At 44.1% G+C, this 3678-nt stretch carries 3 protein-coding genes; all 3 read right to left on the bottom strand.

The features are described from left to right. Positions 1-532: 532 nt before the first annotated feature. Positions 533-1390: a tyrosine-type recombinase/integrase gene (locus tag DC498_RS25730; RefSeq protein WP_116876993.1), complete on the bottom strand. Its 858-nt coding sequence runs from the start codon at positions 1388-1390 to the stop codon at positions 533-535. Beyond that, positions 1339-2274 (bottom strand): tyrosine-type recombinase/integrase, encoded by a 936-nt coding sequence (locus DC498_RS25735; protein ID WP_165813966.1) that lies wholly within the window; start codon positions 2272-2274, stop codon positions 1339-1341. Before DC498_RS25735 ends, DC498_RS25730 begins: the two co-directional genes overlap by 52 nt. 115 nt (positions 2275-2389) lie before the next feature. Further along, on the bottom strand, positions 2390-3678 hold a 1289-nt coding region (locus DC498_RS26310; RefSeq protein WP_165813967.1), incomplete at its 5' end, for a hypothetical protein.

The raw sequence follows: 3678 nt of genomic DNA on the forward strand, positions 1-3678 counted from the left end.
TATGCTTTCATTCCTTTACCATACTGCCGGTAGGCTTTGCCATTGACCGACTGGAAGGAGATGGCATAAAAACAGATTCGTGCTTGCACACCGCTTCTTTGCAGCGTTGGCCGGCACGGCTTCCGCTGTTGTGTGTAGGGTTTTGTGTATAGCTATAGCGGGACGGGTTGTTGGATACTTAACATAATGTGCCTATAGGATTTTTTTAGTCGGGCATGCTTGCATGAGCATAGCAAAAAATACTATAGGAACACATTATGTTTAAGTAGCTTCCGCCTGTGCGCCGGCTTTTTTGTGACTTGTGAAGCGCAGGCGATCTGCTCTTTGCGTATGTGCGCTTTCAGTGTGCCAGCCTTGTGCGCATACGCAATGTGCAGATGTGCGTCAGCCAAGCGACAAAAAAATGCGTGGGCAGGCGGCAACAACGCAGGGCAGCAATAGCGTTGGCTTTGTGTGTTAGCTTGCTGCAAGCCGTGCTGTGTGTCTGCCTTATAGCTTCCCGCTACGTTTCACTGGCGGGATCTCCGTTTCGCTACGACATCGGGTGATGTCGCTCAAGCTCGTTTTGCAGATCATCAAGGTTATTTGCCTGGTATCTTATGGTTGAGCTTACATACTTATGCCCGGCCATATACTGCACCTGCCGAAGATGATTTTTTCTTAGCCATTCTGTTATAACACTGCTGCGGATCTGTTTGGCATTGATCACATTTGCATTGAGTTGCTTGAGCTGTTTAAACATATACTGCAGCCGGTTATTGATATTGGTTTCGCTCACAGGCGTTTTGATTTGCTCAAAGAACAATGCACCCTCTTTGAACTTATTTGCATTCAGATAGCTTTGCAGCTCCGGTATCTGTACCGCTTTCAGGTCTAATGATCTTTCATTGCTGCGTTTTGTTCCGGGAATAAATATTTTTCCGTCTTTCAGTTTAAAATGATGGCGCTGCAGCCGCATAATTTCTCCAACCGTTACACCCTGGTATATCATCAGCCCTAACATGATTTTCTTTGACGTGTCTACACTTAACTGTATGCTGTATTGCTTATACAGCTCTTCCAGCTCTTCTATGCTTAAAAGATTGGTGGGCAGCTTTCTTACCAGTCCTTTGATAAAAACACCTGCTGCCGGGTTATCTGTTCGTTTGCCTTCGCTGATCAGGTAGTTACAGTAATGCCGCACTATGCAAAGCCTGTTGTGAACGCTTCTTTTACTGATGCCTTTGCTGTAACAATAACGCATAAAGTCTAACAGTTCGGTGTATGTAAATAAATCAGCGCTGATATCTTCTTCTTTCAGCCAGTCTAAAAAATGTTGTATGCCTTCCGCATACAGGCTTACCGTTGCTTTGCTGTATTGCTTTTGTTGTAAGTATTCTGTAAAACCCATGTAGCATCATTTAAAAGGTGAGTGTATATCTGTGTGCTGTCCAGGTCGCCATGCCCTAAGAACTGCTGTATCCGTTCCAGCTTCATGCCGCTTTGTAAAAGATGGGTGGCTATGCTGTGGCGTAAGGTATGCGTGCCGACTTTCTTTTTGATCTTCGCTTTCTTTGCCAACTGTTTTACTCTTACATACAGGCTCTGCTTTTGCATCGGTCTGCCTCTGTTGGCATCAATAAACAAAGCAGTTGTTTGCACCTGTTGTAACAACTGTGGTCTTGCATAATCTAAGTACAGCTTTATAGCTTCAAAATTTTTCTCCGCTACCGGCACAAACCGTTCTTTATAACCTTTGCCTTTTCTTACATGCAGCACTTTTTTTGTACTGTCTATGTCTTGCAACTCAAGGCTTGCACCTTCATTCAACCGCAACCCGCAACCGTAATACACTGCAAGCATCGCTTTATCTCTTATACCTAAAATAGTTTGCGCTGTTACATCGTAGAGCTTTTGTATTTCCACTTTGCTTAACCAGGTTGGTTTACCCCTGGCATCTTTTAGCCTTTCCAGGTTAAACGCTACAGGGCTTCTGCCGGTCTCCCGGATGTACCTGCTAAAAAGTTTTAAAGCTTGTATTTCTTTGTTGATATGACCGGCGCTGTATTTTTCTTTTGCCTGCAACTGCGCTATAAAGCTGTCGGCATCTGCCGGCATTAACTGTTCTAACTTTTCTTTTCCTGTCGCCTGCTGGTACTGCAAAAATTCATAGACGCTCCTGCTTAATACCGGTATGCTTAGCGGTGAGTAATTTAAAAGCTGCAGCCACTCTGTAAAGCCGGTAAGCAGTAATGTATACTCACTGCTTTGCAGCGCAATGGATTTGTTTGACATAAAAAATGGTTTGGAGAAAAAATTACTAATAGTCTTTTTTAGAGAACTACTGAACCACTGAAGCAAAATACAGTCTGGTACTGCATTTGAGTGGTTCATTTTACTTAGTGAACCACTACTGAACCACTGAACCACTCTTTACAAGCTCCCTGATACCGGCAAGTATGCTTTGTAAATGTTGCTCTATCTGCGATTTTAAAGCCTCGTATTCGTCCATCTTTACAATGCTATACTCATAGCTGCCTTTGCGGTAACGGTTGCCTGTAGCCTTTATATAGCCGTAGCGTGCAAGCTCGGAAAGGTATCGTTTCATATTGCCAGGGTTCATCCGTAGCTGCTCTCTTATCATTTTCGCATTGAACGTATCACTGCCGGTCTGTTTGGACAGTTGTTTGAGGGATTCTAAAAATTCTCTTGTCGCCTTGGTTAGTTCATCGCTCTTGCTGAACAGCACATCTTTTAAAAGCGTAAATGCTGCTTCGATATCTTCAATGGAAGTTTCTATATAGAGCTGACCGGCATTATCTTTCTTTACTTCCCTCTGGTACTGGTGGTAAAATGTAATAGCTTCTATAAAGCCTAACAATAATGTCATGGTTCTTCTCGGCTTAAATACCTGCTCCGGCAGCACAATATATTTTGCATAAGGATTAATGATGGCAATGGGGCGTAAAACACGCTGTATATTTTTAAACAGCTCCCTGTACTGCTGCTCTCTTTCCCGGTTCACTTCACCTGCGGAGAGCCTGGTTTGGTATTCATTGATGCGTTTGTCCTGGTCTCTGGTCTGATCGGTGTAGAGCAGTATGCAACGGTTGGCATTGTCCTCGTATATCTTCTCTTTGGTGGTGCAGCCGCTCACGCTTACAGGGCCTTCCACCGTTAAGGTGATCGTTTTTAAATTGCCTTTGCTGTCTTTTAGCGTAACGGTTTTGCTGATCCTTCTTTTGGTCTGCAGCTCCCGGAGCGGGTAAAATACAGCTAATGCACCGTCTAAATCTTCTATCAAAATTAATTTATGCTTCAGTTCCTCCTGCTTAAAATAATACAAAGCATTTTCAGTGATTTGGGTGATCTCTATTTTATCTTCCTCCGGGATCAGCTCGCTGATGCGCTCCTGCAAATACGTTTTACCGCTGCCGCTTGCGCCCAGGAACATAATATGCAGGGGAATGTTTTGCTTTCTTGTGCAATACACCAGGTAAGCGATCAGGCTGTTGGTGGATTCTCCGACAATGCCGCATTGCTGCAATAACTGGCTGGTGCGTTGTAAAAGATTGGGCTTCTTTAGCTCGGCTATGGCGGTTTGTCGTTGCGCGGGGGTTAGTTCGTTCTTTGTTTCCTGCTTGGGTTGTAATGCCTCTATTCTTTTAATACGGTAGTTCTCCAGCTCGTTGGTCAACT

Origin of the sequence: Terrimonas sp. (assembly GCF_003075435.1) — a bacterium.
GTDB lineage: Bacteria > Bacteroidota > Bacteroidia > Chitinophagales > Chitinophagaceae > Agriterribacter.